Origin of the sequence: Massilia sp. PWRC2, from assembly GCF_049896725.1 — a bacterium.
In the GTDB taxonomy this organism is placed as follows: Bacteria; Pseudomonadota; Gammaproteobacteria; order Burkholderiales; family Burkholderiaceae_D; genus JAFCUW01.
Genome location: NZ_JAFCUW010000008.1, coordinates 170,003 through 186,297, shown reverse-complemented (window position 1 = coordinate 186,297; position 16,295 = coordinate 170,003). Strand labels below are relative to the sequence as shown.

Annotated in this window: 13 protein-coding genes; 3 read left to right on the top strand and 10 right to left on the bottom strand. The window is 65.2% G+C overall.

Annotated features, from left to right (window positions below; genetic code table 11):
* Positions 1-2,052 (top strand): phenylacetic acid degradation bifunctional protein PaaZ, encoded by a 2,052-nt coding sequence (paaZ, locus tag ACP7BZ_RS16525; RefSeq protein WP_426115076.1) that lies wholly within the window; start codon positions 1-3, stop codon positions 2,050-2,052.
* Between the two features lie 6 nt (positions 2,053-2,058).
* Here the strand turns inward: paaZ and ACP7BZ_RS16520 are convergent, their stop codons facing one another.
* Positions 2,059-3,327 (bottom strand): AI-2E family transporter, encoded by a 1,269-nt coding sequence (locus ACP7BZ_RS16520; protein ID WP_426115074.1) that lies wholly within the window; start codon positions 3,325-3,327, stop codon positions 2,059-2,061.
* Between the two features lie 175 nt (positions 3,328-3,502).
* Between ACP7BZ_RS16520 and ACP7BZ_RS16515 the strand changes: the two genes are divergently transcribed.
* Positions 3,503-4,858, top strand: coding sequence for an MBL fold metallo-hydrolase (locus ACP7BZ_RS16515; protein WP_426115072.1), 1,356 nt, complete (start codon positions 3,503-3,505; stop codon positions 4,856-4,858).
* Here ACP7BZ_RS16515 and ACP7BZ_RS16510 read toward each other — a convergent pair.
* The 7 genes from ACP7BZ_RS16510 to argH form a co-directional block, all read right to left on the bottom strand.
* Positions 4,855-5,178 carry a hypothetical protein gene (locus ACP7BZ_RS16510; protein WP_426115070.1) on the bottom strand — a complete coding sequence of 108 codons (324 nt, stop codon included), beginning with the start codon at positions 5,176-5,178 and terminating at the stop codon, positions 4,855-4,857. The two genes, ACP7BZ_RS16515 and ACP7BZ_RS16510, sit on opposite strands and share 4 nt — an antisense overlap.
* Positions 5,175-6,584 (bottom strand): DUF1501 domain-containing protein, encoded by a 1,410-nt coding sequence (locus ACP7BZ_RS16505; RefSeq protein WP_426115068.1) that lies wholly within the window; start codon positions 6,582-6,584, stop codon positions 5,175-5,177. The genes ACP7BZ_RS16510 and ACP7BZ_RS16505 overlap by 4 nt, the downstream gene beginning before the upstream one ends.
* A 6-nt stretch (positions 6,585-6,590) precedes the next feature.
* Positions 6,591-8,327 carry a DUF1800 domain-containing protein gene (locus ACP7BZ_RS16500; protein WP_426115066.1) on the bottom strand — a complete coding sequence of 579 codons (1,737 nt, stop codon included), beginning with the start codon at positions 8,325-8,327 and terminating at the stop codon, positions 6,591-6,593.
* A gap of 196 nt (positions 8,328-8,523) precedes the next feature.
* On the bottom strand, positions 8,524-9,198 hold the full coding sequence (locus ACP7BZ_RS16495; protein WP_426115064.1) for a hypothetical protein: 675 nt from the start codon (positions 9,196-9,198) through the stop codon (positions 8,524-8,526).
* Positions 9,199-9,275: 77 nt separating this feature from the next.
* Positions 9,276-10,892 (bottom strand): TRAP transporter large permease, encoded by a 1,617-nt coding sequence (locus ACP7BZ_RS16490; protein WP_426115062.1) that lies wholly within the window; start codon positions 10,890-10,892, stop codon positions 9,276-9,278.
* An 82-nt stretch (positions 10,893-10,974) separates the two neighbouring features.
* A complete protein-coding gene (locus ACP7BZ_RS16485; protein WP_426115060.1) occupies positions 10,975-11,553 on the bottom strand; it encodes a TRAP transporter small permease subunit in 579 nt (192 codons plus the stop codon).
* Positions 11,554-11,583: 30 nt separating this feature from the next.
* Positions 11,584-12,981 (bottom strand): argininosuccinate lyase, encoded by a 1,398-nt coding sequence (argH, locus tag ACP7BZ_RS16480; RefSeq protein ID WP_426115058.1) that lies wholly within the window; start codon positions 12,979-12,981, stop codon positions 11,584-11,586.
* 225 nt (positions 12,982-13,206) lie between these two features.
* On the opposite strand from argH, the gene ACP7BZ_RS16475 reads away from it, so the two are divergent.
* A complete protein-coding gene (locus ACP7BZ_RS16475) occupies positions 13,207-13,632 on the top strand; it encodes a GNAT family N-acetyltransferase (protein ID WP_426115055.1) in 426 nt (141 codons plus the stop codon).
* Between the two features lie 26 nt (positions 13,633-13,658).
* Here the strand turns inward: ACP7BZ_RS16475 and ACP7BZ_RS16470 are convergent, their stop codons facing one another.
* Positions 13,659-15,044, bottom strand: coding sequence for a YfcC family protein (locus ACP7BZ_RS16470; RefSeq protein WP_426115052.1), 1,386 nt, complete (start codon positions 15,042-15,044; stop codon positions 13,659-13,661).
* Positions 15,045-15,086: 42 nt separating this feature from the next.
* Complete coding sequence (locus ACP7BZ_RS16465; protein WP_426115049.1) at positions 15,087-16,208, bottom strand: succinylglutamate desuccinylase/aspartoacylase family protein; 1,122 nt, start codon at positions 16,206-16,208, stop codon at positions 15,087-15,089.
* Between the last annotated feature and the right edge of the window lie 87 nt (positions 16,209-16,295).

Sequence of the window (16,295 nt, the reverse complement as noted above, 5' to 3'; positions counted from 1 at the left end):
ATGACCCAGGTAACAACCCTGCAAAGCCTGATCGGCGGCCGCTGGATCGGCAGCCAAGCCAGCGCCGAACTGCGCAGCGCCATTAGCGGCCAGCTGATTTACCATACCCACGCCGAAACAATCGACTTCGACGAAGCCATCGTGTACGCCCGCAAGACGGCGGTGCCGGCCCTGATGGCGATGGATTTCCAGACCCGCGCGGCCAGCCTGAAGGCGCTCGCCGTCTACCTGATGGAGCGCAAGGAAGCGCTGTACGCCATCTCGCACCACACCGGCGCCACCCGCGCCGACAGCTGGGTCGACATCGAGGGCGGCATCGGTACCCTGTTCGCCTTTGCCAGCATGGGCAGCCGCGAACTGCCGTCGTCGAATGTACTGCATGAAGGTCCCGCCATCGCGCTGGGCAAACGCGGCGGCTTTGCCGGTACCCACATCCTGGTGCCGCGCGGCGGTGTCGCCGTGCACATCAACGCCTTTAATTTTCCCATCTGGGGTTTGCTGGAAAAATTCGCACCCAGCTACCTCGCTGCCATGCCATGCATCGGCAAGCCGGCCAGCGCCACCAGCTATCTGACCGAAGCGCTGGTGCGCATGATGGACGAATCGAAGCTGCTGCCGCCGGGCGCCCTGCAACTGGTCATTGGCAGCACCGGCGACCTGCTCGACCGCCTGCGCGGCGACGATGTCGTCACGTTCACCGGTTCGGCCGACACCGCCCTCAAATTGCGCGCCAATCCGAATTTGCTGCGCAATTCCGTGCCGTTCACCGCCGAAGCGGACTCGCTCAACTGCGCCATCCTGGCCCCCGACGTCACCCCGGACGACCCCGAGTTCGACCTGTTCGTGCGCGAAGTGGTGCGCGAAATGACGGGCAAGGCAGGCCAGAAGTGCACGGCGATCCGCCGCGTGATCGTGCCGGCCGCGCTGGTCGACGCGGTCGCCGAACGGCTGCGCGAACGGTTGTCAAAAATCGTCATCGGCGACCCTGCCATCGATGGCGTGCGCATGGGCGCGCTGGCGTCGCGCGACCAGCAGCGCGACGTCGCCGAACGCCTCGCCCTGCTGGCCGCCGGCAATGAAGTGGTGTACGACGGCGCCGCCGGTTTTGATCCGCTCGGTGCGCAGGCGGCCGCCGGGGCATTTTTTGCACCGGCGGTGCTGTTGTGCCGCGACGCCATGCACAACGACGCCGTCCACGATGTCGAAGCGTTTGGCCCCGTCAGCACCCTGATGACCTATACCGATATCGATGAGGCGGTGCAGCTGGCCGCGCGCGGTAAGGGCAGCCTGGTGTCGACTCTGTGCACCAAAGACCCGCGCATCGCTGCCCGCGCAGTGCCGGGACTGGCGGCATTCCACGGCCGCGTGCTGGTGCTCGAGCGTGAAGCGGCGGTCGACTCGACCGGCCACGGCGCGCCGCTGCCACAATTGAAACACGGTGGCCCCGGTCGCGCCGGTGGTGGCGAAGAACTCGGCGGCGTGCGCGCCGTGCGCCACTTCCTGCAGCGCGCCGCCCTGCAGGGTTCACCGACCATGATCGCCGCCATCACTGGCGAATACGTGCGCGGCGCGGCCGTGCAGGAAAGTCCGATCCACCCGTTCCGCAAGTATTTCGAAGAACTGCAGATGGGCGACTCGCTGCTGACCCACCGCCGCACCGTGTCGGAAGCGGACATCGTCAATTTTGGCGGTGTCTCGGGCGACTATTTTTATATGCACTTCGACGAGATCGCCGCCAGGGACACCCAGTTCGGCAAGCGCATCGCCCACGGTTACTTTGTGCTGTCAGCGGCCGCCGGCCTGTTTGTCTCGCCAGCGCCGGGCCCCGTGCTGGCCAATTATGGCCTCGACAACCTGCGCTTCATCGCGCCGGTGGCGATCGGCGACACCATCCGCGCGCGCCTGACCTGCAAGCGCAAGGTCGACCGCCAGCGCGTCGACGACAAGGGCGTCGGCCAGGGTGTGGTGGCGTGGGATGTGCAGGTGACCAACCAGCATGAAGAACTGGTGGCCAGCTACGACATTCTGACGCTGGTGATGAAGCAGCACTGACGCCGCTCAGGCAGGCTTTGCCGGCGTGGCCGCGTCAGCGGCGGTCAGCGCCGCGTTTTCCGCTTCCTGCTGCTTGACCTCTTCTTTTTCCTGTGCCGCGCGCGCCGTCGTCATTTCAGTGGCGACGGCGGCGGCCTGCTCGGCGCCCATGCCGTCGGTGCGGCGCAGGTATTCGGCCTCGCCCACATGGTCGCTGCGCGCGGTGACGCGGTCGGACTGCTGCGCCACTTCGCCCGGCAGCCCCACTTTTAACTCCTCCACCAGCATCAACAGCGCCGCCGCCACCGGCAGCGCCAGCAGGGCGCCGGCGATGCCATACAGGCTGCCGCCAGTGATCAGGGCGAACAGCACGATCGACGATGGCAAGCGCAGCGCGCGCCCGTACACCAGCGGCACCAGCACCCGGCTTTCAAATTCTTCGTAGCACAGCAGCAGCACCAGCACGATGGTCGCCGCCACCGAGCTCACTGCCAGCGCCGCGCACACGGCCGGAATCATGGTCATGAAAATACCGACGAAGGGCAGCACATCGGCAATGCCACCGAAGGCGGCAATCGCCAGCGCATTCGGCACGCCGGTGGCGGTGAGGACGATGAACAGGAAGCTGCCCATCAGCGCGCAGGTGATGATCTGGCCGCGCACATAGCCGCCGACGATCACCTCGAGGCGCAGCAGGATGCGCGAGAGCTTGATGTGGTGGGCGCGCGGCACGGCGGCAAACAGGGCGCCGCGCAGGCGGTCGCGGTCGATCATGATGTACAGCGCCAGGAAGAAGGCACCGGCGCCGTAAGCGACGATTTCCAGCAGGTCGCGCGAGAGCACCAGCGCCTGCGAGCCGAACGACTTGAACACGGCCGCATACTGAAAACTGTGGACGGTGCTGGCCAGCGTCGCCGTCAGCGGATAGCTGGCCAGGAAAGCCACCAGCCTGGCGCGCAGCTGCGGCTCCTGTTTGATCAGGCTGGCCACCTGTTCGACGATGGCCGGCACGGTAAACACCAGCAGCAGCGCGATTGCCACCAGCACGGCGAAGAACACGATGAAGATGGCCGGCGTGCGCTTGAGACGGCGCTTTTCCAGCGCGTCGACCGCCGGATTGAGCGTCCCCACCAGCATCAGCGCCACCACCAGCACCAGGATCACCGGCACCAGCTGCGTCAGCAGGGCCAGGCCCACCACCAGGGCGACGATCAGGAACAGGCTTTTCGGGGCAATTTCGATGCGCAGCGAGCGCTTGTTGGCGAGCAGGCGGACTACGGCGGGCAGGTCGGTCATGGCGGTCTTTCGTTGAGATGGCCGTAGGATGGGCGATTTTAGCGCGGCCTTCTGTGCGCTGGCGCTCCATGATAGCTGCCGCTGTGGCGTCGTCACGACGATTTTGCGATGCGACGGCCACGATGTGGCGACGCCCTGGTCGGTACCGCGCCGTCGCTGCGTCTATACTGCCGCCATGAGCCTTCTGATTTCCCGCATCCTGCACGCCGGCTACCTGTTCGAGTCAGGCGCCACCCGCATCGCTTTCGACCCGGTATTTGAAAATCCGTTCAGCCGCAACTGCCATGCATTTCCGGCGGTGCGCTTCGACGTTCACGCCATCGCCGGACTGCGGCTCGACGCCATCTTCATCTCGCACCTGCACGACGATCACTGTTCGCTCGACAGCCTGGCCCTGCTCGATCGCGCCACCCCGCTCTATATGTACTGCCTGTTCGACGAACTGTTCGCCATGCTGGGCCAGCTCGGTTTTACGCAGGTGCACCGGCTGGCGCTGAACGTTGCCGTGACCATAGGCGCCATCGAGGTGACCGCGCGCGAAGCGCTCGATGCCGATGTCGACGCCATGTTCCAGGTGCGCGCCGCTGGCATGCAGGTGCTCAACGTCGTCGACGCCTGGATCGCCGACGACGTCGTCGCCGAGCTGGCCGCCGACGGCCCGTGGGACATGGTGCTGTGGCCATTCCAGCCGATGCGCGAGCTGGCCGTGATCGCGCCGTCGCGCGCGGCGCCACACCTGCCCGGCCTGCCGGACGACTGGATCGACCAGCTGCGCGCGCTTGCTCCCCGTTTTGTCGTGCCCAGCTCGTGCCAGTTCGTGCAGGAAGACTGGTCGTGGTACAACCACGCCATGTTCCCCATGAGTTACCGGGAATTTGCGCACGCCGTGACGGCGGCGCTGCCGGCCATTGCCATCGTGCGCATGAACCCCGGGGTGGCGCTGCGGCTCGATGCCGCCGGCATCACGGCGGCGCCGCCGCTGGCGTGGGTGCAGCCCATCGGCCCGCAAGAGATCGACTTTGATTTTCGCCCCGCCGCGCCGGTGCCATCGACGGCGTCGATTGCGCGCCGCTTTGCCGCGCTCGACGGCGCGCAGACAGCGCAGGTGCTGGCGTTTTGCACGGAAGGCTTGCTGGCCACCTACCGTGCCATGGAACTGCCGCAGGACAGCTATTTCCAGCAGCGCCGCCACTGGTGCCTGCGTCTGTACGATCAGCAGGGCGCCATGCGCCAGTTCGATTACCTGATCGAGGGCGATACCATTGCCTTGCTGGCAGCCGATGCGAACGCGCCGGCCGTCGGCTGGCTGACCGAGGTGGCACTGTCCAAAGTGTATGCGGCGCTGGCGCTGGGGGAGTCCCTGACCTCGCTCTACCTGCGCGTCAACGACGCCGTGTTCGACGCCGCCGCCGAACACGATTTGAAGGATGCCGACATCGTCGACGATCCGCTGATCCGCTGCCTGTTCAACGACAGCGTGGGCGCCTACCAGGCGGCGCAGCTGCGCCGCTTGCTGCACCCGTCAGCTTAGCGCCCCACCGCCGGCAGCGGCGTGGCCACCACGATCTGCATGCTCTGCTCGGCCGTGAAGCCGCGCTTGCGCAGTGCATCGAACAGGTTTTTCTTAAACCCGGCGATGCGCTCGGCCGTCTCCGGCCGCTCGGCGCTATTGAGCTGGGCGCCCAGCTGCGCTTCGACGCTGCGCTCGAGCGTGGCGAGCATGGCGCTGGTCGACGAGTCGGCCACCTTGAGCATGTCGTTCGGCGCCGGCCGCTGCGCCGTTTGCGCCATCGCCGGGTTGGCTGTCGCCAGCAGCATGGCCGTCACCTGGGGCAGGATGCGGCGGCTCATACGAATCCCATTTTGCGGGCGCTGAGGTTGTAGTTGCTCAGATTCGGCAGCAGTGTCAACAGGTTGCTGTCGGATACCCCCATCCACGAGCCGAGGGTGGCGGCCAGCTGCTCGACCGAGGTGGTCGGCAGCAGCCGGCCCTGGCCCACGTCGTCGGCGCCATTGTTGGCCACCACGGGGGCGGTGCCATACAGGGTCTTGCCCTTGACGGCGCCGCCCATGACAAAGTGCATGCTGCCCCAGCCATGGTCGGAACCGTCGTTGTTGCCGACCATGGTGCGGCCAAAATCGGAGGCCGTAAACGTGGTGACATTGGCCGCCACGCCCAGTTCCACCGTGCTCTGATAAAACGCTGCCATGGCGTTGGCGAGGTTTTTCATCAGGGTGGGGTGGGTGGTGGCCATCGAATCGTGGGTGTCGAAGCCGCCCAGCGAGACGAAAAACACCTGGCGCTTGGCGCCCAGCGCGGGGGCGGCGGCGATCATGCGGGCCACCATCTTGAGCTGGTCGGCCAGGTTGTTCGGGGTGGGAAAGGCGGTGGTCAGCGCCGGCGTGGCAGCCAGTGCGCTCGTCAGGGTGGTGTCGGCGTCGACCGAACGCTTGGCCACGCGGTTGTATTCCGCTTCGAGCAGGTGGCTGCGCGGCTGGGTGATCAGGGTACGCAGCGCTTCGGTGGCGGCGGACGAACCAAACAGGGCGGACTTCAGGCCATTCAGGGGCACCGAGCCATTGGTCGACACCTGGTACTGCACCGCTGAATTGCCCGACATGAAGACCGCATTGCCCGACACGTTGACGCAGGTGAAGGTTGAACTGGTGTTGCCGCTCTCGAACAGGTCGCCGATGCGCCCGCCCCAGCCGGACAGCGCCCCTTCCGGTGCCGACGATTGCCAGGTCGATTGCTGGTCATTGTGCGAAAACAGCTTGGCCGGCAGCTTGACCGACTTGTTCTGGTACTGCGCCTTGGTGGTGGGCTGCACCAGGGTGCCGATATTGAGCAGCACGCCCAGCTGGCCGCCATCGAACAGCGGCATCAGCGGCGCCAGATTGGGCGCCAGCGCGTACTGGTGGGCGACGCCGGCGCTGTCGAGGCTGGGCTGGGCTGGGTTGAGCGCGGTGGCTGCCAGATTGGCGCGGGTATGCGCAAAGCTGGGACGCATGGCCTGGTAGGCGGTGTAGCTGGGCAGGTCATACGGGGTGACGGTGTTGGCGTAGTCATTGCCGCCGTACAGGAAAATGCAGACCATCGCCTTGTAGTCGGTGGCGCCGGCAGCGGACGCATCGGCCATCGCCGCCAGATTGAGCGCCCACGGCGCCGCCACGCCGGCCACCGACAGCGCCGACGCCCGCTTGAGAAAGGCACGGCGCGAAGCGTTGGCGCGCACGGGAAAATCGTGATTGGACATGGCGTTCTACTTTTGAATGATGTATTCGGGCGCGGCCATGACCAGCACCAGGGCGGCATAGATGCGGTTCAGGCGCGCCGCATCGGTGCCGGCCGTCATGCCGCTCAAGGCCGTGCTGATCAGGGTGGTGGTGCTGGCCGACAGCTGGCCGGCGGCCAGCACCACATTGAGTTCATCGACCAGGCTGGCGGCGCTGTCGGCCAGCGGCAGCAGCGCCGGATAGGTCGACTTGACGTCGCCGGCACCGTTTTTGACCACCCCTTGCAGGTAATTGAGGTAGCCGACTACGCTAGACTCATTGGTGATCTGAAACTCCGGCGCCACCAGGCCGGCCGTGCCCACCGCGCTGTTGGGCGGTGCATAGCCGGGCCGGAAGAAATTGAAAACGCTGCCCGAGCGCAGCGGGCTTTGCGCCAGCCGGGTGGCGGGATCGGAGGTGTTGCCGACGGTCCAGGCGTCAGCCGTCGAGGTGGCGCCGGTGGCGCGCGCCCAGCCAGCGAGCCGCATAATCGGTTCGCGCTGCTTGCCAAAGGCGGGGTCGCTCAGTTTGGCGCTGGCACGCGCTTCATCGTCGAGCAGGATGGCCTTGACCACCGCTTTCAGATTACCCTTGACGCCGCTGCCATCGTTGCTGAACACGGCGGCGATGCGGCCGACGTAGGCGGCGCTGGGATTGCTGGTAACCAGCCGCATGATCAACTGGCGGCTGATATTCGGGGCGATGTTGGGATGGGCGAACAGGGCGTCGAGGGCCAGCCGCAGGCTCTCTTCGCCGCTGGTACCGGCGGCGATGGTGGTGCCCAGGAATACCTTGCTGCCCGTTTCGTGACGGCTGGCGGTCATCGTCAGGGGCCGGCGTTTAAATTCCGGCACCGTGTTGGTGGTGGCCGTCATGTCGTAGTTCCAGCCCGTAAACACCCGGGCCAGCCCGCCAATGTCGTCGAGCGTGTAGGTTTCTTGCGGCACGCCGGCGGCCAGCTTGGGCGTGCCATCCTGGTTCAGTTGCACCAGCCCGATGGTGAATAACTGCATGATTTCACGCGCGTAGTTTTCGTCGGGCATGGCGCCGGTACTGGGGTTGAACTTGACGTTGCCGCGGAACGTCAGATATTCGCCCATCGGCGCGCTGACCGAGACTTGTCCCAGCAGCGTGCGGTAATTGCCGAAGGCTTGCGCTTCCAGCAAGTCGAGCCAGGCCGCTGCCGAAAACGCGTTCCAGCCGCCGCTAAAGCCGGAGATCGAGGTGACCAGGATTTCCGACAGGGCAAAGGTGACGCGCTGGCGCAAGGTGTCCGGTGAAGACAGCATTTTTTTCCAGATGGCGGCGTCGGCCCCCGCTTCGCTGAACTGGTTGGCGATCGCATCAAAGCCCTTCGAGACCATCCAGTCCCAGCGCGACGTCGACGGCGCCAGCGCCATCTGCTCATCGATCCAGGCGGCATAACCGATGGCCTGGACGCGGCTGATGTGATCGCGCGTTGCGCCCATCGACGCTTGCGCCAGGAAGCGCGACGCCGTCACCGCCGTCACCGCTTCCGGCACCGGTGTGGTGGGGGCTGGCGTGCCCGCCGTGCCCGCCGTGCCAGGTGCGGCGGCGCCGCCGCCGCCGCCGCAGGCCGCCAGCAGGGCGGCGGCGCCCACTGCCAGCGCGGCGCTGGCCGCCTGGTCGGACACCAGCGGCGCCGCCGTCTCTGCTGCCAGCTCGGCCGCGGGACGGTCGGCTGTCGTTTCGATCACTGCCATATTGCACCTGTCTACTTGATTGAACCGTTACGGAGAATCGTAGAGCAGGCCAGGCTAGATGCCAAACGGCATTTTAGATTGATATGCAGAAATGTGTTAAATGAAGCAGAACAGCAACACTAAATTGTATGACGATTAATGAGCGATGCGCTTTTGACAGTTGGTGTTTGCGCAAGCGCGGAGCAAGGACAGGCGCTTAGTGCTTGACGATGGGAATGGCCAGGGCGCGCTGCATGGCGAGCGTCTGTTCCAGGTTGCGGCGGCGTGCCAGCACTTCATCCTGCTGCTGTTCCGCCTTGACGCGGGCGGCGGCCAGTTCGCGCCGGCGCTCGGGCGACAGGCCGCCATCCGGATCATAGCTGATGGTGACGCTGCGGCCGGGCTCGCGCCGCGCGCTGGCAATTTCCTGCGCGCGCTGGGCATCGGCGCGCGCGCGCTCGGCCAGCACCTGGCCGGCCAGCCGCGCCTCTTCGGCCTCGGCCAGGCGCGCCGCCGCCGCCGCCGCCGCGCTGGCCCTGGTCGCTTCCAGCGCCATCCGCTCGGTGGCGGCGCGCTGCGCCTGCACCTGGTAATACAGCATGCCGCCGATGAGCAGTGCCGCCAGCGCCAGCAGGACAGGCCAGCGCCTAGCTGGCGTCTCGACCACCACGGTCAGCGGCGCTGCTTCCTTTTGCCGCAGGCGCGCATCGTAGGCATCGCGCCGGCTGGGCGAGGCCAGCACGCTATGGGCTTCGCCAATCGCCTTGGCGCGAATGAGATCGTCGCTGCCGGCCGCACCGTCCATGGCCGCCAGCGCGCCATGGTAGGCCGCTTCGATCTGGGCGGCGCTGGCGCTGCGGCTCAAGCCCAGCACGTCATATAAAGTGCGCATGGTCGATCCCGTAAAAAGTAAGATCGGAATGTAGCACGGGAAAACCGTTGCTGAAAAGCACAATATTTTTGCGCCTGTTACTTGTTGTCCGGTTCATCGCCAGGCGCCGGCAGCTCGCTCTGTGGCATGTCCAGTTTGAGTTCGAGCTGCTCGGTCATATCGGTTTTTTTCTCGATCGACACCAGGCGCGGGAAAGCGATGATCAGCGCCACCATGACGATCTGGATCAGCACGAAGGGAATCGCGCCCCAGTAAATGTCGCTGGTCTTGACTTCCTTGGGCGCCACCGAACGCAGATAAAACAGGGCGAAGCCAAATGGCGGGTGCATGAACGAGGTTTGCATGTTCACCCCCAGCAGCACGCCAAACCAGATCAGGTCGATGCCCAGTTTATTCGCCACCGGGCCGACCAGCGGCACCAGGATAAACGCCAGCTCGAAAAAGTCGAGGAAAAAGGCCAGCACGAAAAACATCAGGTTGACCACCACCAGGAAGCCATTGACCCCGCCCGGCAGGCTGGTGAGCAGGTGCTCGACCCACAGGTCGCCATTGACGCCGCGGAACACCAGCGAAAACACGGTCGAGCCGATCAGGATGAAAATAACGAAGGCCGACAGCCGCGTGGTCGAATGCATGGCCTGGCGCAGCAGGCTCCAGGAGAGGCGGCGGTTGGCAATGGCCAGCACGATGGCGCCGGCAGCGCCCATGCCGCCCCCTTCGGTGGGGGTGGCCATGCCAATGAAAATGGTGCCCAGTACCAGGAAGATCAGGGCCAGCGGCGGAATCAATACGAACACCACCTTTTCGGCCATGCGCGAGAGCAGACCGAGCTGCAGGCGGCGGTTGACGGCGGCGGCGAGGAAGGCGAAGGCAATGGCGACGGCGGCCGAAAAAATCGCCAGTTCGTCCGCCGCCAGCGCCGCATGGCTGGCGCCCCAGGCCTTGTCGAACAGCACGCCGACGGCGACCGTGACGACCAGCAGCGCCAGCAGCGAGAGGGCGCCGCTGTCGCCGTTCGGCTGGCGCAGATTGCGCGCTTCCAGCGGCAGCGCCGGCACGTAGGCCGGTTTGAACAGCGACAGCGCCAGCACATAGGCGGCGTACATCAGCGTCAGCAGCAGGCCCGGCACGAAGGCGGCGCGGTACATATCGCCCACCGAGCGGCCGAGCTGGTCGGCCATGACGATCAGCACCACCGACGGCGGGATGATTTGCGCCAGCGTACCGGAGGCGGCGATGACGCCGGCGGCGAGCCGCTTGTCGTAGCCGTAGCGCAGCATCACGGGCAGCGAAATCAAGCCCATCGAAATGACCGACGCCGCCACCACGCCGGTGGTGGCAGCGAGCAGGGCGCCGACAAAAATGACGGCATAGGCGACGCCGCCACGGATCGGGCCGAACAGCTGGCCGATGGTGTCGAGTAAATCCTCGGCCATGCCGGAGCGCTCGAGGATCAGACCCATGAAGGTAAAGAAGGGGATCGCCAGCAGGGTGTCGTTGCCCATGATGCCGTAAATACGGTTCGGCAAGGCTTGCAGCAACTCCGGTTTTAATAAGCCCAGTTCGATGCCGACGAAGCCAAAGAACAGGCCGTTGGCCGCCAGCGAAAAGGCCACCGGAAAGCCCGACAGCAGGAAAATCACCAGCGTGCCAAACATGATGGGCGCGATATTGGCGATGACAAATTGTTCCATGGAATCCCCGACGGTTTTTTTATTCGTGTGGCGCTGGCGCGCCGCTGCGATTGCAAGGGCGGCGCATTGATTGGCTGACTGCTCAGCTAATCTGGTTGGCCGCCTTGATGGCGTCGATCTCGTCTTGCGGCGTGCTGCTGTGCTTGGCGAAATTGCTGCCGTCGCTGTGCCCGGCGAGAAAGGCGATGCGCTTGATGATTTCTGAAATGCCCTGCAACAGCAGCAGCACGAAGCCGGCCGGCACCAGGAGCTTGGCCGGCCAGACGATCAACCCGCCCGCGCTGCTCGAACTCTCGGCCGTTTGCAGCGAGTACAGAAAGAAGGGCACGCCGTAATAGATAATCAGCAGGCACACCGGCAGCAGGAACAGCAGATAGCCGGCCACATCGATCCACACCTGCGTGCGCTTACTGAAATGGCCGGTGATGACATCGATGCGCACATGTTCGTCGCGCCGCAGGGTGTGCGCCGACGCCAGCATGAAGACCGCGGCAAACAGATACCACTGAATTTCCAGCCAGGCGTTCGAACTCATCTTGAAGGTGTAACGCACCAGCGCGTTGACGGCGCAGACGATCACCGCCAGCAGCAGCGCCCAGCTGACGGCGGCGGCGATTTTTTCGTTCATCGCGTCGATGGCGCGCGAGAGGGACAGGAACATGGCCGCTGTGCTTTCGCTGTGCTTGATGAATTAGTCCGCCAGCGCGCTGCGCACGCGGGCAATCGCCGCCCGCACCTGGCGTGGTGCGGTACCACCGACGTGGTCGCGCGCGGCCACCGAGCCTTCCAGCGTCAGCACGGCAAAGACGTCGTCACCGATCAACGGTGAGAACGCTTGCAGGGCATCGAGGCTCATTTCGGCCAGATCGAGGCCGCTGGCGTCGCAGGCGCGCACGGCGCGGGCGACTGCTTCGTGGGCATCGCGGAACGGCAGACCCTGTTTGACCAGATAGTCGGCCAGATCGGTGGCGGTGGCGTAACCCTGCAGGGCGGCGGCGCGCATATTGTCGGGCTTGACGGTGATGCCGCCGGCCATGTCGGCAAAGATGCGCAGGGTGTCGGTGACGGTGTCGACGGTGTCGAACAGCGGTTCCTTGTCTTCCTGGTTGTCCTTGTTGTAGGCCAGCGGCTGGCCCTTCATCAGGGTGAGCAGGCCCATCAGGTGGCCATAGACGCGCCCGGTTTTGCCGCGCGCCAGTTCGGGGACGTCCGGGTTTTTCTTTTGCGGCATGATCGACGACCCCGTACAAAAGCGGTCGGCGATGTCGATGAAGCCGACGCGCGGGCTCATCCAGATAATCAATTCTTCCGCCATGCGCGACACGTGCATCATCAGCACCGACGAGGCGGCGCAAAACTCGATGGCGAAATCGCGGTCGGAGACGGCGTCGAGCGAGTTGTGGCAGACGTCGTCAAAGCCGAGCGTGTTGGCCACGCGCAGGCGGTCGATGGGGAAGGTGGTGCCGGCCAGCGCGGCGGCGCCCAGCGGCAGGCGGTTGACCCGTTTGCGGGTGTCCTGCATGCGCTCGACGTCGCGGCCGAACATCTCGACGTAAGCCAGCATGTGGTGACCGAAGGTGATGGGCTGGGCCACCTGCATGTGGGTAAAGCCGGGCAGGATGACGTCGGCGTGCTGCTCGGCCAGGTCGAGCAGGGCAGCGCGCAATGCTTGCAGCAGGGCGACGATGTCGTCGATGGCGGCGCGCACGTACAGGCGGATGTCAGTGGCGACCTGGTCGTTGCGCGAGCGCCCCGTGTGCAGGCGCTTGCCGGCGTCGCCCACCAGTTCGGTCAGGCGCTTTTCGATATTCAGGTGGACGTCTTCCAGGTCGAGCAGCCAGGTAAAGGTGCCAGCCTCGATTTCACTTCTAATTTGTGCCATGCCGCCATCGATGGCGGCGCGGTCGGCTGCCGTGATGATGCCTTGCGCCGCCAGCATCTCAGCGTGGGCCAGCGAGCCTTCGATGTCGAACAGGGCCAGGCGCTTGTCGAAAAACACCGAAGCGGTGTAGCGCTTGACGAGATCGGAGACCGGTTCGGAAAAGCGCGCCGACCAGGCTTCGCCCTTGTTAGAAAATTGTGCTGTCATGTGAAATGCCTGCTAAATGCGTAAGGAGACGCGTGAGTGGAAGCGGGAAGGCGGCGCCAGAGCGCGGCAATTGGAGCAATTATAAACAAGGCAGCGCCTGCCAGAGGGAAAAAAAGCCGCGCTTGCTGCGCCAAAAAATTCCATAAAATCATTCACCTGAGCCTGCTTCCCCCCCTGGCTAAGGCTGTAGAATTGGTTTTTTGCAGTCTTGCAGGATATAAGCTCATGTCGGATCTCACCATCAGTACCAACCGCGGCGAACTCGATGTACCGATGATTTACCGCTTTCTCAGCGAGCAGTCGGGCTGGGCCGTCGGTATTTCGCGCGCGGTGGTCGACCGCGCCATCGAAAACTCCATGTGTTTCGGCGGCTTCGTCGATGGCCGCCAGGTGGCGTTTGCCCGCGTGGTCACCGATTTCGCCACCTTTGGCAACCTGGTCGACCTGTTCGTGCTGCCCGAGTACCGCGGCCGCGGCTATGCCAGCGAGATGCTCACCACCATCATGGCGCACCCCAGCCTGAAGGGCCTGCGCCGCTTCACCCTGGCCACCAGCAGCGCGCCCGGGCTGTATGAAAAATTCGGCTTTGGTCCGCCGCAGCGTCCGGAGACGCTGATGGAGCGCTACTTTCCGAATATTTATCTGTCGTGATGCTTCGGCGGTAAACCGCCACGGCGCTACTGCCAGTGCATCAGCACCGGTGGCGCCAGCAGGGCCAGTGCCATCACCAGGTAGATCAGCTGCAGCGGCACCATCCAGCGTGCCCAGGTCAGCCACGGAATGCGCGCCAGCGCCAGCACGCCCACCGTGATGCCCGAGGTGGGGATCATCGGCGTGGTCAGTTCACCGAGCTGGAAGGCCAGCACCGCCGTTTGCCGGCTCACGCCGACCAGGTCAGCCAGCGGCGCCATGATCGGCATGGTCAGCGCTGCCTGTCCGGTGCCCGAGTGGATAAAGAAATTGATGACCGACTGGATCACGAACATCTTTTGGGCGGCGATGATGGGCGAGGCCGATGCCACCAGCGGCGTCAAGGCATGCAGCATGGTGCCGATGATGTGCGAGTCGCGCGCCAGGATGACGGTGCCACGCGCCAGCGCGATCACCAGCGCGGTGGTGACGAGGTCGCGCGCACCGTGCAAAAAGGCGGCGACGAAGCCATCTGCACCGAGCTTGCCGAGCACACCGATCAGGATCGCCATGCTCAGAAACAGGGCGGCGATTTCTTCCACGCCCCACTGATACTCGACCACGCCGTACACCATCACGCCGAGGCTGCTGACAAACAGTGCCAGTACGCTGGCGTGACGGGCCGTCATCACCACCAGCGCGGCGGCGGCCGGGGTGGCTTGCTGGCGTTTTTCCTGGTCGAGCGCCCAGGTCGGGCTCAGCTGCGGCTGGCGCTTGATGCGGGCGGCGTACCACATCATGAAGGCGATGGTGACGGCGGTGGCGATGCACCACACGATGATGCGGTAACGCATGCCGGAAAACGGTGCGATACCGGCGATGCCCTGGGCCACGCCCACATTGAACGGGTTGATGAAGGCGGCGGCAAAGCCGACCTGCGAGCCGACGAAGGGAATCGAGACGCCGACGATCGAATCGTAGCCCAGCGCCAGCGCCAGCGGCACGAAGATGAGGATGAAGGGAATCGCCTCTTCGGCCATGCCGAAGGTGGCCCCGCCCAGTGAAAATAGGGTGATGAAAACGGGGATGACGGCGGCGCGCACCAGCGGCGAGCGGCTGTGGGCGCGCACCACGGCGCCGATCATGGCATCGATGGCGGCGGTTTGTTGCAGCACGGCGAAGGCGCCGCCGACGATCAGCACGAAGCCGATGATCAGGGCGGCGTCGACAAAACCCTTGATGGGCGCCATCATCAACGCCACCAGGCCCTGCGGCTCGCTGGCGACATAGTGGAAGGTGGCCGGGTCGACCAGCTGGCGGCCGTTGACCAGGCGGGTATCGTACTGGCCCCCCGGCACCAGCCAGGTGGCGGCGGCGATCATCGCCAGGATGGCGAACAGGAGAACGAAGGTATTGGGCAGGCGCAGTCGCATGGGAGGGGCTTTAGACGGGGCTGTAGGCGGGGCTGTGGTCGATCACTGGCTCAGCAGCTTGCCGGCACGGAAGGCGGTGGCGCCGGCGATCTTGCCGATCGCCATGCCGCGCAACAGGTGGCGGTGCGCGGTGCGGGCGAACAGCACCCCCGGCACCGTGTTGCAGACGGTGGTGACGGCGCCGCTGACGGGGTCGATCAGGTCGGCCACTGCCGTGCCGGCCGCCAGCGTTGCGCCCAGCGGCTGGCGCAACACCAGCACGCCCGCATGCGGCGCCACCAGCGGCTCGACCCCTTCGAGCGGGGTCGGTTGGCACAGCGGCGTCGGTAGCGGCGGCAGTTGCGCCAGCCGGAGGACGCCGCTGTGGGCGAGGAAGGCGATCAGCGCCTGCGCATCGTGCGCCGCCAGTTCATAGCTGACATCCATTTCGCCGCGCAACTCGACGGTGGTCGACAGGCAGGCCATGGGAATGGGCGTGGCTTCGCCAAAATGGGCGGCCAGGTCCCACCACAGGCGGCTGCAGGCTTCATCGAAGGGCTCTTCGCCCGCTTCCAGCGCCAGCAGCACGGCATGCGCCTGCAGCAGCGCCGTCAATGGCGCGATGGCAGCGGCGAGCGGCGTGCCGGTATAGAGATGGATCACCGCTTCATTGTCGCAATGGAGGTCGAGCACGATATCGGCGTCGATGGCCAGGCCCAGCAGGATTTTTTTGAGCGCTTCGGCATCGGTGGCGGCATGCCAGCTGGCCACCGAGGCCAGCGCGTGCTGGCGCACCAGCGCGGTGTTGGCCGCGGGGTCGGCCGTCAGCTTGCCGGCCAGCGAGATTTTCAGGTCCGCGGCGACGTGCTTGTAGGTGCGGTTGAAGTTGGTACCAGTCGACAGGTCGAAGCGGCCGAACGGCGCGCCAATGATCGCTTGTGCCAGTCCCAGCGGATTGGCGGCCGGCACCAGCACCACTTCGCCCACCAGGCTGCCATCGGCTTCGGCCGCCAGCAGGGCCGTGCGCAAAAACTGCGCCACCAGCATGCCGGGCACTTCATCGGCGTGCAGGGCGGCCTGGATGTAGACTTTCTTGCCGCTGCCAGGCTTGCCAAAATGAAAACTGCTCAGCTGATAATTGCCGCCGCTTTCGGGACGCGAAATTTGATGACGTTGTGCATGCATGGTGGGTGAGTTCACAGAGAGGGAGCACACAGTGTGGCATAACAGTTACTTGACAGACAACCTGGATGCGTCGATTGGGGAACGAAA

What these genes read in the sequence shown, in the direction of transcription:
- paaZ (WP_426115076.1), top strand. Translation starts at nt 1, where the DNA reads ATGACCCAGGTAACAACCCTGCAAAGCCTGATCGGCGGCCGCTGGATC.
- ACP7BZ_RS16520 (WP_426115074.1), bottom strand. Translation starts at nt 3,327, where the DNA reads ATGACCGACCTGCCCGCCGTAGTCCGCCTGCTCGCCAACAAGCGCTCG.
- ACP7BZ_RS16515 (WP_426115072.1), top strand. Translation starts at nt 3,503, where the DNA reads ATGAGCCTTCTGATTTCCCGCATCCTGCACGCCGGCTACCTGTTCGAG.
- ACP7BZ_RS16510 (WP_426115070.1), bottom strand. Translation starts at nt 5,178, where the DNA reads ATGAGCCGCCGCATCCTGCCCCAGGTGACGGCCATGCTGCTGGCGACA.
- ACP7BZ_RS16505 (WP_426115068.1), bottom strand. Translation starts at nt 6,584, where the DNA reads ATGTCCAATCACGATTTTCCCGTGCGCGCCAACGCTTCGCGCCGTGCC.
- ACP7BZ_RS16500 (WP_426115066.1), bottom strand. Translation starts at nt 8,327, where the DNA reads ATGGCAGTGATCGAAACGACAGCCGACCGTCCCGCGGCCGAGCTGGCA.
- ACP7BZ_RS16495 (WP_426115064.1), bottom strand. Translation starts at nt 9,198, where the DNA reads ATGCGCACTTTATATGACGTGCTGGGCTTGAGCCGCAGCGCCAGCGCC.
- ACP7BZ_RS16490 (WP_426115062.1), bottom strand. Translation starts at nt 10,892, where the DNA reads ATGGAACAATTTGTCATCGCCAATATCGCGCCCATCATGTTTGGCACG.
- ACP7BZ_RS16485 (WP_426115060.1), bottom strand. Translation starts at nt 11,553, where the DNA reads ATGTTCCTGTCCCTCTCGCGCGCCATCGACGCGATGAACGAAAAAATC.
- argH (WP_426115058.1), bottom strand. Translation starts at nt 12,981, where the DNA reads ATGACAGCACAATTTTCTAACAAGGGCGAAGCCTGGTCGGCGCGCTTT.
- ACP7BZ_RS16475 (WP_426115055.1), top strand. Translation starts at nt 13,207, where the DNA reads ATGTCGGATCTCACCATCAGTACCAACCGCGGCGAACTCGATGTACCG.
- ACP7BZ_RS16470 (WP_426115052.1), bottom strand. Translation starts at nt 15,044, where the DNA reads ATGCGACTGCGCCTGCCCAATACCTTCGTTCTCCTGTTCGCCATCCTG.
- ACP7BZ_RS16465 (WP_426115049.1), bottom strand. Translation starts at nt 16,208, where the DNA reads ATGCATGCACAACGTCATCAAATTTCGCGTCCCGAAAGCGGCGGCAAT.